Annotated in this window: 14 protein-coding genes; 4 read left to right on the top strand and 10 right to left on the bottom strand. The window is 62.3% G+C overall.

The genetic code is table 11. From position 1 onward, the window contains the following. The coding region (locus L8F96_RS15650) for a recombinase family protein (protein ID WP_334656591.1) at positions 1-518 on the top strand (518 nt) is incomplete at its 5' end. Positions 519-524: 6 nt separating this feature from the next. On the opposite strand, the gene L8F96_RS15655 is transcribed toward L8F96_RS15650, so the two are convergent. Further along, positions 525-2,060 (bottom strand): IS1182 family transposase, encoded by a 1,536-nt coding sequence (locus tag L8F96_RS15655; protein ID WP_334656592.1) that lies wholly within the window; start codon positions 2,058-2,060, stop codon positions 525-527. A 423-nt stretch (positions 2,061-2,483) separates the two neighbouring features. Between L8F96_RS15655 and L8F96_RS15660 the strand changes: the two genes are divergently transcribed. Next, positions 2,484-5,165: a TonB-dependent receptor domain-containing protein gene (locus L8F96_RS15660; RefSeq protein WP_334656593.1), complete on the top strand. Its 2,682-nt coding sequence runs from the start codon at positions 2,484-2,486 to the stop codon at positions 5,163-5,165. A 77-nt stretch (positions 5,166-5,242) separates the two neighbouring features. On the opposite strand, the gene L8F96_RS15665 is transcribed toward L8F96_RS15660, so the two are convergent. The 9 genes from L8F96_RS15665 to L8F96_RS15705 form a co-directional block, all read right to left on the bottom strand. Continuing rightward, positions 5,243-6,829: a serine hydrolase domain-containing protein gene (locus tag L8F96_RS15665; protein ID WP_334656594.1), complete on the bottom strand. Its 1,587-nt coding sequence runs from the start codon at positions 6,827-6,829 to the stop codon at positions 5,243-5,245. Further along, entirely contained in the window at positions 6,826-8,343 is a 1,518-nt protein-coding gene (locus L8F96_RS15670; RefSeq protein ID WP_334656595.1) for an amidohydrolase family protein, read from the bottom strand. The genes L8F96_RS15665 and L8F96_RS15670 overlap by 4 nt, the downstream gene beginning before the upstream one ends. A 92-nt stretch (positions 8,344-8,435) precedes the next feature. After that, positions 8,436-9,362, bottom strand: coding sequence for a LysR family transcriptional regulator (locus L8F96_RS15675; protein WP_334656596.1), 927 nt, complete (start codon positions 9,360-9,362; stop codon positions 8,436-8,438). A gap of 37 nt (positions 9,363-9,399) precedes the next feature. Next, positions 9,400-10,437, bottom strand: coding sequence for an N-acetyl-D-Glu racemase DgcA (gene dgcA, locus L8F96_RS15680; protein WP_334656597.1), 1,038 nt, complete (start codon positions 10,435-10,437; stop codon positions 9,400-9,402). Then, positions 10,356-11,375: an N-acetyltransferase DgcN gene (gene dgcN / locus L8F96_RS15685; RefSeq protein ID WP_334656666.1), complete on the bottom strand. Its 1,020-nt coding sequence runs from the start codon at positions 11,373-11,375 to the stop codon at positions 10,356-10,358. Before dgcN ends, dgcA begins: the two co-directional genes overlap by 82 nt. 391 nt (positions 11,376-11,766) lie before the next feature. Further along, complete coding sequence (locus L8F96_RS15690) at positions 11,767-12,585, bottom strand: hypothetical protein (RefSeq protein ID WP_334656598.1); 819 nt, start codon at positions 12,583-12,585, stop codon at positions 11,767-11,769. Then, the gene (locus L8F96_RS15695; RefSeq protein WP_334656599.1) at positions 12,585-12,947 is read right to left on the bottom strand and encodes a DUF3768 domain-containing protein; all 363 of its coding nucleotides are present in this window, start codon (positions 12,945-12,947) and stop codon (positions 12,585-12,587) included. Before L8F96_RS15695 ends, L8F96_RS15690 begins: the two co-directional genes overlap by 1 nt. A 50-nt stretch (positions 12,948-12,997) precedes the next feature. Further along, positions 12,998-13,576, bottom strand: a complete 579-nt coding sequence (locus L8F96_RS15700) for a tyrosine-type recombinase/integrase (RefSeq protein ID WP_334656600.1) — start codon at positions 13,574-13,576, stop codon at positions 12,998-13,000. 129 nt (positions 13,577-13,705) lie between these two features. Beyond that, positions 13,706-13,978 (bottom strand): hypothetical protein, encoded by a 273-nt coding sequence (locus L8F96_RS15705; protein WP_334656601.1) that lies wholly within the window; start codon positions 13,976-13,978, stop codon positions 13,706-13,708. A gap of 367 nt (positions 13,979-14,345) precedes the next feature. On the opposite strand from L8F96_RS15705, the gene L8F96_RS15710 reads away from it, so the two are divergent. Continuing rightward, entirely contained in the window at positions 14,346-14,930 is a 585-nt protein-coding gene (locus L8F96_RS15710) for a recombinase family protein (RefSeq protein WP_066759998.1), read from the top strand. Positions 14,931-15,140: 210 nt separating this feature from the next. Further along, the gene (locus tag L8F96_RS15715) at positions 15,141-16,136 is read left to right on the top strand and encodes a hypothetical protein (RefSeq protein WP_334656602.1); all 996 of its coding nucleotides are present in this window, start codon (positions 15,141-15,143) and stop codon (positions 16,134-16,136) included. Positions 16,137-16,190 lie beyond the last annotated feature (54 nt).

Raw genomic sequence — 16,190 nt, forward strand, 5'->3', positions numbered from 1 at the left:
TCTACGCCGCGAGTTGTGCCGAATGTTCTGACGACGGACAGTTCACCGACAAGGTGAGCGGCGCGAAGCTGAACCGTCCCGGCCTGACCGAAGCTCTCAATTTCGTGCGGGCGGGCGATACGCTGGTGATATGGAAGCTCGATCGCCTTGGCCGATCTATCGGGGGCCTGATCGAACTGGCGGCCGACCTGTCCGCTCGCAAGATTGATTTCCGATCGCTGACGGACGGGTTCGACACGGCCACCCCATCGGGCCGGCTGCTGTTCCATATCCTCGCTTCCGTCGCAGAGATGGAGCGCGAACTGATAAAGGAACGGACGATCGCCGGTTTGGCAGCGGCACGGGCAAAGGGCGGCACGGGTGGAGGCCGCAAGTCCGTAATGACGCCCGACATGCTCGATACCGCCCGCAAGCTGCTCAAGGCCGGCGACAAACCGGCGAAGGTCGCGAAGCTGTTACAGGTCGGCCGTTCTACCTTCTATCGCCACTTCCCTGCGGCCGAGCGCGAACCTGGCTAACTGGCGTCAGAAGATCGTAGCGTAGTAGGATTGCTCGAACCGGCCCCGGCTGATCCGGGCCATGTGGTCGATCCGTTCCGGCACCGGGGGCGGGCGGCGGGTCCGTGCCGGTCGTGCGTCAGGGCGGGCCAATAGCACGAGATTGGCAATGGCCGCGCCCAACAGAAACTCTTCCTCGGCACCGCGCAGGCCGCGAAGGTGCAAACGGGTTAGCCCCCGCTTACCCTTGGCATCGGCAAACACCCGCTCGACGCCCCGACGCAGCCGCATCGACCGCTTGAATAGCGGCGTCTGCATCTCGCCGCGCACCAGCTCACGCACGTCCTCATGTTCGCTGTGCGTAACCGACCTGTTGCTGCCTGCGGTGCATTTCCGTTTGAGGTAACAGGCGCGGCAATCGGCAGGACTGGCGCTGTATCGGAGGAAGCCGGCCCGACGATCGGCACCGCGAAAGGGCAGTATCTTCCCAGCGGGGCAGACATAGCGGCCCTGCTCCCGCTCATAGCGGAAGGCTTCGCGGGGGAATTTGCCCTTGGTCTGCTCGGAGCGTTCCAGCACTGGGATATGCGGGATGGTGCCGCGATCGGTGACAAACGCCAGGAACGCGGCGCTACCATAGGCGGTGTCGGCCGCGACACGCTTTGGCCGGTAGCCGAACCGATCGTCGGCCCGTGCCAGCATGGTCCGCCCCGCATCGACTTCTGCCGCGAAGCGGGCGGGACTGGCCTCCACGTCGATCGCCACCCCTCCCGGCGTGTCGATCAGGACATTCAGGGCATAGCCGAACCGGCCCCGAGCCGTGCGCGCAGACCACGCCGACGCCGGATCGGTGCGTGACACCTCGGCCGGCTTGCCACGCGGCACCCCATGTTCCTGCGGTGGAGCATTGGCCTGATCCGCCAGCCATTCACAAACCGGGCGGGGAAGCCGAGGCGCGGCCATGTCGGCGTCCCGCATCTTGCGCTGCCAGCTTGCATCGGCTGCGACGAACGATGCGTCGATTGCGGCATCCTTGTGGGCAATCAGCCCCACGTCGGCGCAGCGCCGCACAGTCTGCTCGAACAGGATGCGGAAGATGCCGGCATCGCGGAAGCGGCCATGCCGGTTCTTGCTGAACGTAGAGTGGTGCGGCACGGGCGCGTCGAGTGGTAAACGACAGAACCAGCGATAGGCCAAATTGAAGCGGACTTCCTCGCACAGCCGACGTTCCGACGTGAGGCCGTAGAGGCGAGCGATCAGTGACATGCGGATCAGCAGTTCGGGCGCGATCGAGGGACGCCCTCGGCGACTGTAGTGCGGGGCGAGCGCATGGCGCAGTTCACCCAGGTCGATCAGCCCGTCTATCCTGCGTAGGATATGATCGGCGGGGATCATCGCTCCCAGCGCCCGCCAACTTGCGCCCTTGCCGCCTCGCTGTTGCTCGCCCATCATGGCCGCTGCTCCCGATGTGTCGAGGCGGGGAACCCGCCAGGCACGCGATCGGATCACCCGGCCTTTTTCAACAGCCCCGGTTGTTTTCTGGACAGCGACGGCCGTGCGCAAAGGCCCTCTATAAGCGCAAACTTTCAGGAGCTTGGCGCAAGCAAGTGTTCATCAAACGCCAGTTTGTGAACGGACGACCGCTTCTGGGGAGCGGAGCGCAGGCAACGTATGGCCGGGAATTGGGTCGAAAGCCGATTGGCAGCTTCGCGGGCACAAGGACCCACGTTTTGGCTATTCAGCGCCGCTCCAATGAAACCGGAAGCGGTCACTCGTTCAGCTTGGCGGTAGCCTGAACTGCCGGATAACGGCTCGCGAGTCAGGGGCTCGTCGGACGCTTCTAACCTCAGGTTATAGCGGCTGAACTCTTCTTGGCTGGTGCTGCACTGCAGTGAAATGAAATCGTCACGATCGTCAGGGTGCTTTTCCGGGGGAATGATGATGCCGCGAATGTTAATCGAACTACGAGCGAGTTGCGCGATTGCTATGGCGCTCGCAACTATCGCCCCTGCCTGGGCGCAGAACGCCGCGACGAACATATTAGTCGACGACTTGGAGCCGACGGGCGGCGAGGATGTCGTGGTCACCGGATCGCGCATCGACGTTGGTGGGTTTGATGCGCCCACCCCTACCACGGTTGTCGGAGCGGCCGAGCTGCGGCTGGGGAATCGTCCGAGCATCGGCCAAGTTCTGAACGATCTGCCGCAGTTCCGAGCAAGCACGACGCCTCAGTCCACGGTCGCAAACACCAATTCGGGCACCACCACCGCGGACCTGCGCGGCTTGGGAGCGAACCGCACGCTGACACTGCTAAATGGCCGGCGGTCGATCGGTACCGCCGATCTCAACGTAGTGCCGCTGCCGCTGGTCGAGCGGGTAGAGGTCGTCACAGGTGGCGCTTCGGCCGCCTATGGCTCAGGAGCCGTGGCAGGTGTAGTCAACATCCTGCTCGATCGCGATGCCAAGGGATTGACGCTTGACGTCCAGGCGGGGATCTCGAGTCGGGGCGATGCCGCTCGTTATGGCGCCGACGCGAGCTGGGGCACCGACTTCGCCGATGGCCGCGGCCATTTTGTAATCGGGGGCAGCTTCGTCAAGGAACGCGGCGCCATGAACCGGGATAGCCGTCCCAACGTCGGCAGCACGGCCGTCTATGCGAACCCGACCTACACGCCGACCAACGGACAAAGCGCCTTCTTTCTAGCGCGCGACGTTAATTTCTCCAACGCCAGCGCAGGTGGCCTGATCGTCAACGGGGCGCTCGCCGGACAGACATTCAACTCGGACGGTACGTTGCGCCCGTTCGTCTACGGCAGCCCGCGCGGATCGGCGGTGATGGTCGGCGGCGAAGGCATCAGCAGCACCGACGAATATCCCTTGTCTTCACCGTACGAGCGCTACAACGGATATGGTCGCTTGTCATTCGACGTCACCGACAATGCGACGCTGTGGATCGACGGCCTCTACAACAATATTTCGTCTGAATATCTGTTCTACTCGGAAGTGGCTCGCGGCAACCTAACCTTCTCGCGCGATAACGCCTTTCTGCGGCCCGAAATACGTGACAGGCTAGTCGCTGCCAACCAGGCGACCTTTTCGCTCGGGCGCATCTTTCAGGATTATGGCCAGCGCATCTTCGGCTACCGTCGGTCAACTTGGGAAGGCGCGATCGGCATAGACGGATCGTTCGCAGACGGGCGTTGGAAGTACAGCGCCTTCTACAGCCATGGCGAGGCGCGTGATCACCGCAGCTACCAGAATCAGCGCATCACGACGAACCTGGCGCAAGCGCTTGACGCTGTTCGTGACCCCGCTGGCAACATCGTCTGCCGGGTAGCGCTGACCAATCCGGGCACCGCGTGCCGGCCGCTCGACATCTTCGGCGCAGGTCGCGCGTCGCAGGAGGCTGTCGATTTCGCATTTGCAGACGCATTTGGCATCACCAACGAAACGCTCGACAGCGGCGGTTTCAACATTCGGGGCACGTTATTCGACTTATGGGCCGGGCCGGTCACGGTGGCGGTCGGTGGAGAGGCACGACGGGAGGCAATTGAATCGGTCGATATCGACCCGGTTTCCCGTGCCCGCGGCTTTACCCAACTTAACTTCGCACCGCTCGATGGTGGTTTCGATGTGAAAGAAGCTTTCGCCGAGCTGAACGTGCCGCTGATCGATATCGACGGAACGGCCGAGTTCGGTGTGAACGGCGCTGCCCGCTATTCGGACTACAGCAACACTGGCGGTATTTGGTCGTGGAAGCTGGGGGGCACCGCGCTGCTGTTCGACCAGTTCCTGATCCGTGCCACACGATCGCGCGATATTCGGTCCGGGAGTCTGGCGGAGTTCTTCACCACCCTGACGACGACCTTCAGCACGGTCGCGGATCCGGTGCGCGGTACGACCGACTCAGTGGTTCGATATGGCGGCGGCAATCCCAATCTGCGTCCGGAGATCGGGCAGACCTTCACCGCCGGTGTTAGCTGGTCACCAGGCTTTATCCCGCGTTTGAAGCTGTCTGCCGACTATTACAGCATCGACATCGACGACGTCATCGTCGCCCCGACCGCACAGGACGTCGTCACGCGCTGTTATCAGGGGCAGACCAGCCTCTGCAGCCAGATCGAACGTACCGGCGGTTCGCCGACCGGCGCGATCACGGCGATCTACAGCACGTTCCTGAATTTCGCACGGCTTGAAACTCAGGGTATCGATCTCGAGGCGACCTATACGCTGCCGCTCGCGGATCTTGCGGCGAATGCCGACGGCAACCTGCGCTTCCGCGCGCTTGCGACCTACACTGATTCACGCATCACTGATGATGGTATCGCACGCATCGAGACCGTTGGAACTGTGGGTGATGGCACCTCTGGCATTCCACGGTGGCGTGCCAACGGCAGTATCTCGTGGGAATCGCAGCTCGGCACCTTCGACCTGCGCGCCCGTTATGTCGCAGGTGGCGTGTATAATGCCGAAGTCGACATCGCGAACAACGACATCTCGTCCAAGACCTACATCGACCTTGGTGCACGGGTGAATGCGGGGCCGTTCACGCTGTACGGAACGATCAACAATCTGTTCGACCTTGATCCGCCGCTGACCACTTATGGTCAGATCCACTATGATCAGATCGGCCGGTATTTCTCGATGGGTGCGTCGCTGCGGTTCTGAACACGGCGCAAACACTGGTGATATGGAAAGGCGGGAGCGTCGCTCCCGCCTTTTGTTGTTGCTCAGATTGATCGCGCTTAGTTGATACGGTTGAACGCGACGCCGTAAGCGCGTCCGGTGAGATAGCGTAAGCCGGTTACCCTTCCGTCCTTGCGCGTAAAGCGCAGAACGTCACCATAGGCGCTCTCGAACGCATCGGCGAAGGCCGGCTTGAACGACAGCGTATGGCCTTCCCGTGTCGATGGAGCGACCGTCAGTGCGCGGCCTGCGCCGATACCAACCGCCAGGCAAAAGTCGTTGTCGACGCCACAGTACCGACCAGCATAGTCGCGTGGTTCGCCCGCAACCGCCGGATCGGCGCGGCGGTAACGCAGCCGCTCGCCGATCGCCTCCACGGTCAACTCGTTCTCCGCATCCCAGACATAGGTAAAGTCGCCAGCTCGCCAACGACCTGGCCCGACCGGCTTTATCGTCACCTCGTCGGCCAGCAGCTTCCCATCCTTCACCGTGATGTGCAGCGGCAATCCAGTAACGTCGCTGAGGTAAATGCCAGTGGCGGGCAGCTTCTTTGCAACATACGCCCGTGCTGCGGGCGTCGCCGGCAGGAAGGCATCCGCAACGCGGCGGCCGGTTTCCACCGGATTGGCGTCCGACGCGTTGCACAGTAGCGCCACCGACAGCTTTTGATCGGGATAGCGCGCCAACCACGCGCGATAACCGCCGGTCGATCCCGAATGCGCGACTTCCCGTCGACCGTCGCGCTGCGTAACTCGCAGACCGGCGGCATATTCGATGGCAACGCCGGACTTTAGAACGCCCACCTTCTCCATCGCGGCGGTAAAGCCTTGCCCCAAAGTATCCGCCGACAGTGCCGCATTCCAGCGCAGCAGGTCAGCGGTGGTGGTCAGCAATCCGCCGTTGCCATGCGCGTCCTCGATCGGCTGGTCGATGACATAGCCTGTACCTTCGCGGGCATAAGCGATCGCGCGGCCGGGCACGATGCGGGCATAGCGTTCACGCCAGCTACTGTTCGTCATACCGAGCGGACTAAGGATGCGGGTTTCGCTGAATGCCGCGAATGACATGCCTGAAACGCGCGCCACAATCACAGCGGCCAGATTGAAGTTGGTGTTACTGTAGGTGTAGTGCGTGCCCGGCGCGTAGTTTAGCCCTTTCTGCTTCGCCGCCAGCGCCAGTACGTCGTCATTGTCGGCCACCCGGCTGTTGCGGGGCCAGCCGCCCATACCTGCCACCGAGCCCCAGTCGCGCAAGCCGCTGGTGTGATGGATCAACTGGCCAACGGTAACGGGCGTGCCGTAGTCCGGCATCTCAGGTAGATACTTGCGAATATCGTCGCCGAGACTAAGTTTACCGTCGCGCGCTAGCAGGATGACCGCAGCGGCGGTGAACTGCTTGGACACCGATCCCGCCTCGTAGATGGTGCTGGGCTTCGCAGAAATTGCGTTCTCGAGATCCGCCATGCCGTAGGCACGGTCGATCAGCTTGCGGCCTTTCATTTCGACTGCCACGGCACAGCCTGGGACGTCCTTGCCCGCATAGCGCGCGAACACGGCGTCGACTGCCTGCTGCTGCGTTCCATTGGGCTGCGCGACGGCCGGCGCTGCGATCGCCAATGCGATCAGACTGACACCGAGACCCTTCATTTCGCGCTCCCGCCGCGCACCGGACGGCCGAAGCGTGTTTCGGACAGCAGCTTGCCGTCACGAACCACATAATTGCCTCCGACGAGCACATAGCGCATCCCGCGCGAGGGCGCGGTCGGTTTGGCATAGGTAGCCACCGCCCCGACGGTGGCAGGATCGAACACCACGATATCGGCGTCGGCGCCGGGCTTAATGCGGCCCTTGCGCTTCATCTCGGGCGCAACCGGCTCCATCAACTGCGCTGGCAGGATGGTCGAGCGGCGGATCGCGTCGGGCAGACTCAGAAGCTGACGGTCGCGCACATACTCACCCAGCACCTTGGTGAAGGTCGATGCGGTGCGCGGATGACCGTAGACGTTACCGGGGAACGGCCATTTCGGCGTGGTGAAATCCTCGGCACCGACCGAATAGTTCACCGCGTCGCTGGCGATGAAACCGTCGGGTACGAGCACCGCCTGCTCAATCAAGCGGCGATCGGCATCGACCGCCTCATTCAGATAATGGACGAAGACGCGTGCACTCGGATCCTGGCGCTGCAACTCGGCGAGACGGGCATCAGACGCCGGGTGCTCGCCGGTCGCCACGACTTCGATGTTGCTCGACTTGATGTCGACCAAGGGCAGGTTTTTGACCTGGAGGAAGGGCACGTTGATGCCGGTAGAGCCGGCACCCCAAGGATAGGCTTCGCTGGTAACCGGGATGCCATAGGAGCGCGCCTTGACGATCATCGCCGCGAGCCGCGGGATATCGCGCAGGCCCGAACTGTTTATGTGGCACAGGTGCATGTGCGCGCCCGTGGTCGCCGCGGCTGCGATCACCTCCCCGAATGCTTCCACCGCGCTGTGCGGATCGCGCGAATTTTTGCTGCGTACGTGCGTGAACATCGGCACATCGCGACTAGCGGCGAGCTTCGCCACATCCCAATATTCAGTGCGGTTGGTTTCGGTCCAGTAACCGACTGGAGTGCCTACACCCAGGCCGCCGTCATCAAGCCCCTCCCCTACCTTGCGTAGGATCATCTTGATCTCTTCTGCCGTGGCTAAGCCCTTGGCGCGAGCGCCGAGCAGCTCGGTACGGACGCCACCCCATGAAACTGAGAAGCCGTAATTGATGGGGCGGCCTTCCGCCGCGGCGTTGCGATAGCTGTCGCTTACTGGCCAACGGCCGGTTTCCAGCTCGAGCGCGGTGGTGACACCGTCAAGTGCCTGCATCCAACCACCTGGTATGGTCTGGGCGTGAGAGTGCACGTCGATGAAGCCTGGCGCGACAACTAGGCCCTTGGCATCGATCCGAGACTTGCCTGCGAGCAACTCATCGGAAATCATGACGACGCGACCATCTTTGATCCCGATTGATCGCACCGCATCAAGGCCGCTCTCTGGATCGATGACCCGTCCGCCGGCGATCACCAGATCAAACTCGGGCGTCGTTCGTGCGCTGAGTGCCGTCCAGCCTGCCGTACCAGCCAGCGCCGCCGCCGTGATGATCGCCAGCCGCTTGTTCCGTCTCTTCACGCGCTTTCCCCCGAATGTCAGACCGGAGGGCGATGCTAGGGAAAGGATTGGGTGACCGGCACAGCAAATCGCGCGTCGAGCATAGCCCGATGTTATGCCTTGGCTGGCCCGATCGCCGTGCGCACGCTTTCGAGAAACTGTCGTGCGACGGTCGATAGCGGCACGTCCTCAAGGTGCGCGGCGACGATGTTAAATTGCATGCCTTGTTCGAGCGGACGCATGTCTAGCTCTGGCGTCATGCATCCGCGTGCGGTGAACTCGTCGATCACCGCGACGCCCATCCCCTGCTCCACCAGTGCGGCAGCGACGAAATAGCTCTTCACGGCGATCGTTGCGGCATCGGATCGCTGGTCTGCCGTCCGCCGTGCGAGCAAGCCGCCGATCGCACCATCGTTGATCAACTGAATGATCCGAAACGAGCGCAGTGTCTCGATCGCAATCCGCGGCGGCGGGCTCGGGATATCTTGCCGCCGGAACAACACGACCAGCTCGCCAGAGCCAAGCGTCACATTACCCAGCCTCGGATGCCGCGCCACGTCATAACCGATGGTCAGATCGCTGCTTCGACTATGCAGCGTATCTGCCAGTTCTTCGGTGTGAAAGGTGCGGATTTCGAACGAGACCTGTGGATGGCGAACTGCAAAGCGAGCCATCGCCTGCGGCAGAAGGCGCAAACCCAACGAGTGGATCGTCGCAATGCGCAGGCGACCCTGATCGGCGAGGCGCAGATTGCGCGCTGCTTCGAACAAGGTTGCCACCCGGTCTTGAACAGCGGCAGCCTCCTCGAACAATCGATGCGCCTCGTCGGTCGCGATTAGCCGCCCCTTGACCACCCGGAACAGTGCCAGGCCGAGCTGCGACTCCGCATGGCGCAACACCTTGCTGACCGACGGCTGTGATACGCCAAGCACGCGCGCTGCGCCACTGAGTGACCCAGTCTGGTAGACAGCGTGGAAGATCTCAATGTGGCGTAGCGTCAGCACGGTCGCAGCAGTGTCGGCAAAGCGCGCCGTCCGCAAGCGCACAGCAGATCATACCGGAGTGCCGAGCGGAACCTCAGGCGGCAGGGTATGCCCAAAGCGCGTCGTCGGGCGGACCGACGCTGCCGTCCGCCGCAAAGGTCAATCCACCGGAGCGATCTTCGCGAAGCCACCAGGGGCCATCGAGATCCGCATAGTCGGCCATCGCCGCGACGCGCATGGCAGGCGCCATGCCAAGCGAAGTACCAAGCATGCAGCCAACCATCACGCCCATTCCCGAATTCCGGGCCGCGGCGAGCAGTTCGAGCGCCTCAGTGAGTCCGCCGGTCTTGTCCAGCTTGATGTTCACGAAGTCATAGATTTCGCGTAGCCGCGACACATCGGCAGCGACATGACAGCTTTCGTCGGCGCACAGCGGCACGCGCAACGCAATATCGGCGAGCGCCGCGTCCTGCCCTGCAGGCAGTGGCTGTTCGACCAGCCTTACCGCACAATCGACCAGCACCTCCTCCATGTCCCGGAGGAGATCGAGTGACCAGCCTTCGTTGGCGTCAACGATCAGGATCGCGGCGGGCGCACTATCACGCACCGCTCGCAGGCGCGCGGCAGGGTCGTTGCCGTCCAGCTTGACCTTGATGAGCCGGGCATCGGCAAGCGCAAGGGCCGCTTTGGCCATGGCGGCGGGCGTGTCGATCGAGATGGTGCGGGCGCTTACCAAACCCTCGACTGGTGGCGCATAGAGCGTGCCAGCCAGCCGCGCCTCGAGGTCCCAAAGCGCATTGTCGAGCGCGTTGCGCGCCGCGCCCGCAGGCAACAATGCGCGGAGCGCGGCACGGTCAGCACCCTCCGCGATCGCGTCAGCGGTCTTCTCGATCTGCTCGATGACCATTTCGGGCGTCTCGCCATAGCGGGGCGTTGGCGTGCCTTCGCCCCGCGCCACGACTGCTCCGTGCTGCAGTTCGACCACCGCGACATCGATGCTGTCCCGCACGCCGCGCGCAATGCGGAAAGGCGTGCGTAGCGCGTGACGCTCTATGCGAGGACGGACGGCGCGAAGCATGCGAGCAGCTTGTCCACGATACGGTCGGTCCCCATTGTCACCGGATCCTGGCATGGAAGGCCAAGGCGATCCTCGATGGCGAGACAATGAGCATGCGCCTCGTCGCTCTGTAGCCCCGACGTGTTAATGGCGACGCCAACCGCCTTGACGTCGGGACTGGTCAGGCGACCGGCTTCCAGATTGCGTTCAAGGCACAAGGCGAGATCGGGAACCTTGTAGTCACGCGTATGGCGGATCGTCTCGCGCCCGGCCTCGTGGCACAGCACAAGCGCGTCAGGCTGTGAACCATGCAGAAGCCCGAGCGACACGCCAGCGAACGACGGGTGAAATAGCGATCCCTGTCCTTCGATGAGATCCCATCCGTCGTCACTTCGGTCCGGCGACACCCATTCGGCCGCGCCGGACAGGAAGTCCGAGACAACGGCGTCGATCGGCACGCCCGAACCCGCGATCATGATCCCGGTCTGTCCAGTCGCACGGAAATCGGCCGCCACGCCACGCGCGCGCAGTTCCCGCTCCAGCGCCAACGTGGTGTACATTTTGCCGACGGAGCAGTCGGTCCCGACGGTCAGCAAACGACGGCCAGTGCGGCGCTTACCAGTGCCAACCGGCAGCTTAGGCGGGGTGCGTACGTCGACCAGCGCGACACCGGCCCGCTCCGCAGCAGCGGCAACGCCAGGCGCGTCGGAGAGGCGCATGTGAAGCCCCGAGGCTACATTCAGGCCGGCAGCGATTGCTTCGAGCACCACGCCGCCGGTGGTCTCATCGATCGTGCCGCCCGCGTTGGCGAACCCCACCACCAATGTCTTTGCGCCAGCTGCAACGCCCTGCGCGATCGTCATACGTGGCAAACCGACGCTCACTGTACACTCAGGCTGGGCCATTTCGCCGATGGCAGCGCCCGGACGCCAAACGGCAATGCCGCGTGCGGTTTTCACCGCCAGAACGTCGGTCGCTGCGCCGAGATACAACAGGTACGGCCCCGAAATCATAACCCCTCCGCTCGCTAGACTCACGCAGCTGGTCATTTCGGATTGGCGGCGCTGCGCCAACGCCAAAGCATGCCACCGGCTATAACCATTGGTAGGAGCGTGCGCGCAGGCCTGAGCGCCTGAATAGCACTAGATATTGAGACAGGCACTCGTCTGCGAATGACACTCGGCCGTTAGCTGCCTCATACATTTCGCGGAGCGACGGCAGCTATCGCGCTTGGCGTGGCCGAAAGGTGACGAGCAGCGGATATCCACTTCACCACGCGGCGGGCTTTAGAAAAGAACAGCTTGAACCGGCTGATTTCAGCTCTGTCACGGCGCCCGCCAAGGATCGGCGGTACTCATGGGAAAATGGTACTATTCCACCGAGTGCGAGTAGCAAGCAGACCGTTTACAGTTCACGGTCAAGCGGCAACTGCCAACGACGATACACAAAGCCAAACGCACCATCAGCCAGCTCTTCATACGCCAACGGCTTACCCGACACATAAACTGTGTGGAGCGTAGGCGAGGGATACTGGATGCGCCCGTTCAGCCCGCACGCTTCCCAGTTGGAGCAGGAGATGTACGCGCGCGGTCGCCCGTCTGCGTGTGGCTGGGACAATAGCTTGCGCTTGGCGGCTAACGTGCCGGCGTTGCTCATGCGGTCGTGAGTTGGATTGACGATGATGTCAGCCGCCAAAATCGCGTCGCGTGCGGTTTGGTCAACGAAGCGCGGTGCGGTGCGCCCCCGAATGATGTTGAGCTCGCCGCAGATGAGCGCAAAGACGCTGCATCGCTCGAACTCCAGGCTGCGCTGATCCAACTGGCGCACGAAGCGCTCGAGGCGCGGGTTGTCGGCAGCCGCGATCTGGCGACTGCGCGCAAATGCTTGGCGGCCAAAGCGATGAAGGTCGCCATCGCCCGTGATCGCCCACATGGCGTGCCAACGTCCAGCCTCGCGCTGAGCACGACCGTCATAATGAACTTCAGTGACGATGGTGCCCGCGCGCGGCTCGTTGGAGATCTCACGGGCCAACCGGTGCAACTGCTTTCGCGAATGCACCGCATAGCCCGCGGTCACCAGCAGATCGGGCTCATAAGCATGGCTTGCGGCAAGGATAAGCCGCGTGCGCTCGGCAGGACGCAGCATCATGTTTTGTCCGCATCGCGCAAAGGAGATGGTGCCAACCTCCAGCATCGCTGGCTTTGCCATGGTCGTGCGCCCCATCAGTATTCGTCAGCCAGCATCACCGTAAGCACGCGGGTGGTGACGCTGGGGTCGGCAGGATCAGGCGAGCCGAACCGCATGGCGCGGTCATAACAGTCAATTTTCCAGAAGATTCGGGTGCCGTTCCACTCAACGGTGCCAAAGTCATGCTCGCCATACGGGTCGTTGTCGGGTGTGAATGCGTCAAAGCTGGCGACTGCCAGCAGGATGTCGGACACAGCGCCGTTGCCGAGCGCGATCACGCCGGCGGTGACCGCCAATCGTCCATCGACGGGCATTTGGCGCAAGGCATCGTTGAGGCGGGCGATGGGGCTACGCGCGTCTGATGCGTTGTGGGCGTGAGTCGTCGGCTTCGCGTTCATGCGAATTCTCCTGAAGCTAGCGATATGAAGGGAAGAAGGGGAACTCGTCGTCAGACGAGGCGGACAAGCCTGCGCTGGCTGTCGCGGTCACCCTGGATATAGCGTTCGGTCGTGGTGAGCTGGCGGTGACCGGCAAGTTCCTGAACGTCGCGCAGCGAACCGCCCGTGCGCGCGATCAGCCGCGCGGAGCGCGTGATGAAGGTGCGCCGGCCTGAGTGGGACGAACAACCGTGCAGCCCCAGCGCGGCATAGGCAGCGGCAAACCAGTTGACGATGCTGCCGGCCCGCATGTGCGCCCCGCGCTCGGAACGGATCACCGGACCTGCCGTAGGCTTGCCTTGATGGTTGTGCAGCCGCCGCATTGCGGTGGCGAGTTCCGGATGGATGGGCAGCTGTCGCGCTGCGCCATTCTTTGCGATGCTGGCGGCGACCAGCAGCTGATCGCCGATATGCCCGTTTGCTCGCAATACCATCGCCCAGTCGAGACCAGCGATCTCGCAGGCACGCAAACCTGCCTTGAAGCTCAGCAGGACAATGACACGATCACGTAAGGGGTGCCGGTTGGTCGCGACGTACTGCACCAGCCGGCGCACGTCGTCACGCTCCAGCACCCGGGCAGGGTGGGACATGGTAAATCTCCGATGTTGAGAGAAACAGCATCGGCAGTGCCGTAACTGTGCTGCTATACTAACACAGCCGGCGCCAAACGTCTAATTCGTTCCAAATGCGTAATGATTGAACGCGCTTGCTGCCACGGCTCAGCCGTCGAGCGGCACTTCGCGTAACAGGCGGATGCGCAACTCGGCTGAAGCGCCGATCGGTTCTATGCGAACGTAAGCGGCGTCGAGCTCGCGCGAGATGTCCGACGCTAAAAGGCATACACGCCGCAGTTGCACGCGGGAATCTGGGTAGAAGGCGAGCACGTGTTCGGAGCCATTGTCGGGCAGCATGGTCAAAGTACCTGGTGCGTGCAGGTCAATCAGGATTTCCGCCACATCGTCAGCCAAATCGTTCGGCGTGTCGTTGGTCATGAGGCAATCATGGCGAGGCATGGACGCACTGGTAACATCCCTCGTTCGATTCAGCTCGCTACCGGTGCGAATTGGCAGAATGTCGCAACTAAGTGGGTCCGCTATCCGGCAACGCCCCTGACCGGCCTACGTCGTCGAGGGGTGAATGAAGAGAACTTCGCAACCTGGGTTACTTCGTTGATGGCCTATACTCATGAATGAGATCTGAAAAACGCGGCGGCTCAAGATGCCGGGCACGTCTCGCAAACGATCGATTTTGATACGCGACCATGTGAGAACGTCTAGCAAGTTCGGACGCGTTATCAAAACACTTTCTCGATTGGGGTAGGCCGTGATAGGCGCAGGAGATGAGTTTTGAGAATGTCTCATGCTGATCGGCTACGCACGGGTATCGACGCCCGAACAGGATCTGACGCCTCAGCTCGACGCGCTGCGCACAGCCGGCTGCGACCGGACCTTCTCCGACAAGGCGAGCGGCGCGAAAGCTAACCGAGCCGGCCTGGCCGAGGCATTGTCGCATGCGCGCAATGGCGACGTGCTTGTGGTCTGGAAACTCGACCGCCTCGGCCGAACAATGAAGGGGCTTGTCGATCTCGCTGCCGAGCTAGCCGATCGCGGTGTCGGTCTCCGCTCCATCACTGACGGGATCGACACCGCTGGGACGGCCGGCAAGCTCGTCTTCCACATCCTGGCGGCGATGGCGGAGATGGAGCGCGACCTGAACCGGGAACGCACCACCGCCGCGCTGATCGTAGCGCGGCGCGAGGGAAGGGTAGGAGGGCGAAAAACGGTTATGACGCCCAGACGGCTCGCAGCCGCCCGTAAACTCCTCGCCTCTGGAATGACGATCCGCGAGATTGCGCCGACGATCGGCGTGTCGGTCCCAACGCTCTACCGCCATCTTCCGGCATCGGAGCAGGAAGCGATTACCGCGGAAGGGGCTAGTGCCTGACAATGCACAGTTTATTTGCCGGGCCAACTGAAGCCTGCACCCATCGGCTGTGGAAGGAGTGGGCGTATAATGCCAAGGCGGCCAACTATTAGGGGATACGCTGCGCTGGCTGCCTTCGCCGATTATCTCGGTCCAGCGAACGGCGATTGGGGCCGACCTGATGACCTGCGCGGTGTCACGGTTCGGAATGGGTATGCCAATCATCAAGCGGTGATCCGCTTTATCGAAGAACTCCGCACTCAGAGCCGTCGCAGCGTATTCCTCGAAGATGGAAAAGCCGTACCGCTTAGTCGTGCCCGCTTTCGTGAACCTGGAGACAATCCTGATCTAACTACGCAGGAAGGTGTGTTCGGCTTCGGCAAGGCTGCCATCGGTTTATACGGCACCCGAGCGCGAATGACTGCGCCTGGCGTCATAGAGATTGCAGACGGGTGGGGCGACTCGGTGCGCTTCGGCACGTCCTCTACCGCCGCATTTGCTGACGCGGTATGGGAAAGCGACGAATGGGATCTTCCGGCACCCGTCCCTTCGCTTACGATACCTTTTGGAGCGGTTGAGGCCTTTGAACGATCAGCCTCAGTCATCACCACGGCGGTGCTTGCTACCGGCAGCGAGGATCGTGAGGCAGCCTGCGCCGCGATCACTGCACACTGGGAAGCCTGTCACTATTCGTCACGAGCCCCAGAGGTACAATGGTATGCAGGCCCGGACTCTGCTCTTAGCGCCTTAGCATCCTCGCGGGTTTTTGGCACGGGATTGAAAAAGACGCTCCGTGATCGCGCCTTGATGCACTTTGATCTTGAGATTTCTGCCAGACTCGGTGGTAAGGGTTCAGGTGTTAAGGACGCCATATGGCGGCTTACAAGTGCTTCTCTCGGCTACGACGCGCAAATGGCGGTTATGGATCGGATCGTTGCTCGCCGTGTTCAACCAGCCTTTGACTATATGGGCCTATTTGCCGACTATCGACGCCTCGCTTGGTATCGGTTTCTTCGTGAGCAAGGCGTCGATCTTCCGGGGGTTGTATCTACATTCTGTACCATGACAGCGAACGCATGGTTGATTTTTCCTACGCGTGATGTGGTCTTCGCGGTTGAGCGACCCAGCGCCGTGGAGCAGAATGACGCAGCCTATACCCTGATCTTCGGCGATGGAGATCGCCTGGCCCTCGCACGAACCGGCGAGGCCGACCCACGGCACTCCTGAAAGGGAGAGGTGAAAAGTAGATTCAGCCAGATGGTCCCCAGGCATCTTGCCTGG

Source organism: Sphingomonas panaciterrae (genome assembly GCF_036890205.1).
Classification (GTDB): domain Bacteria; phylum Pseudomonadota; class Alphaproteobacteria; order Sphingomonadales; family Sphingomonadaceae; genus Sphingomonas; species Sphingomonas panaciterrae.